Source organism: Oscillibacter sp. CU971, from assembly GCF_905219725.1.
In the GTDB taxonomy this organism is placed as follows: domain Bacteria; phylum Bacillota; class Clostridia; order Oscillospirales; family Oscillospiraceae; genus Oscillibacter.
The window spans coordinates 1-1,227 of sequence record NZ_CAJMXG010000525.1 but is presented as its reverse complement, the minus strand read 5'-3'; the positions used below and the strand labels follow the sequence as shown (position 1 = coordinate 1,227).

At 43.0% G+C, this 1,227-nt stretch carries 1 protein-coding gene; it reads right to left on the bottom strand.

Features of this window, described 5'->3' with window-relative positions; translation table 11 throughout:
- Positions 1–848: 848 nt before the first annotated feature.
- Complete coding sequence (locus JX325_RS17135; RefSeq protein WP_204792218.1) at positions 849–1,142, bottom strand: hypothetical protein; 294 nt, start codon at positions 1,140–1,142, stop codon at positions 849–851.
- Positions 1,143–1,227 lie beyond the last annotated feature (85 nt).

Below are 1,227 nucleotides of genomic sequence, written 5' to 3'. Positions count from 1 at the left end.
GTATGAAGTGCCACACCGGCGTGGATGCCGGGAGCGGCTTTGTCCACACAGTGGAGGCCACCGCCGCCAATGTCCACAATAAAAAAGGGAGATCGGGGTCATGACAGAGGAAGAAATCAGTGAACTCTACACACGCTTGGCTTTCAATATGAATCCGCAATCGATACAATCCTTGCAAAAGGGTTAATAGATACGGAACTTGCTACTGCAACGAAAGAGAAATTCTATAATTCACTAAATAAAGCCCATCAAGCCCACTGTAATGACTCCTCAAGGCACTACGCATAGAGTTGTATTTAATTTCAACAAAAGGATAGAATATAACTGTATTTTTCATTATTTTACTCATCAGTTATGTCAGAATAGTATAAAGGAAACTGGAAAAGATTATTATACATCGACAGTCCTTTATTGTAACAAGCCACTAAGTGAGTATCATGTATGCCTAAAATTTCATAGGAAGCCAACTTGTATAAATGTATACTCTATAAAGCATAGAAAAGGCACATTTCTCCGCAAACTCACAAATTGTGAGGAAGTGGATAGTATTTTTATATATACTGATCATATAACCAATAGTACTTCATGGTCCATACTATGTTATATCTTCGAATAGTGACATCAGACGTCTAAATAACCCAGCCTAATCCGGGCAAATCTATCGTTGACGGTCCAATAGCTCATCATCTTGTATTCGCCTATTGATGGTGATGTATCTGATTTTAGTTGACCTGTCAAGGCTGCGATGGTAGAAAAAGTAAGGCGCTGAAAGGCCGGTGTCGCAACGGGTTTGAAGCGCACATTTGAGTTGGCCGTATGTTTATATTCAAAACGCTGATTTCGGCTTTCTAATACGCTACAAAAATTCTGAGGGCGATAATCCCCAGCATCATTAGCACCAGCGCCACGCTGATCACCGTGGACATGATATTGACGGCACTCCGGCTCTCCTCGCTCTTTACGCAGATCACAGAGAACAAGAGGCCCGCCAGCGCAAAGACGATGTTGCAGATCGCCCAAACCATGCGTACACCATCCGGCAGGGTAATTTTCAGAAACACCGGGACAAGAGTTGCCAGCGGCAGCAGACTGACGATCAGCGCCGCCAGACTGAGCTTTTGAAGTTTTTTTGTGATTTCCATACGATTACCTCATTTCCTTTTTTCCAAATTGTGTAATTGATAGGGCAAGCAGAGCAGCGAATACAGCGATTGCACAGGGCAGAAA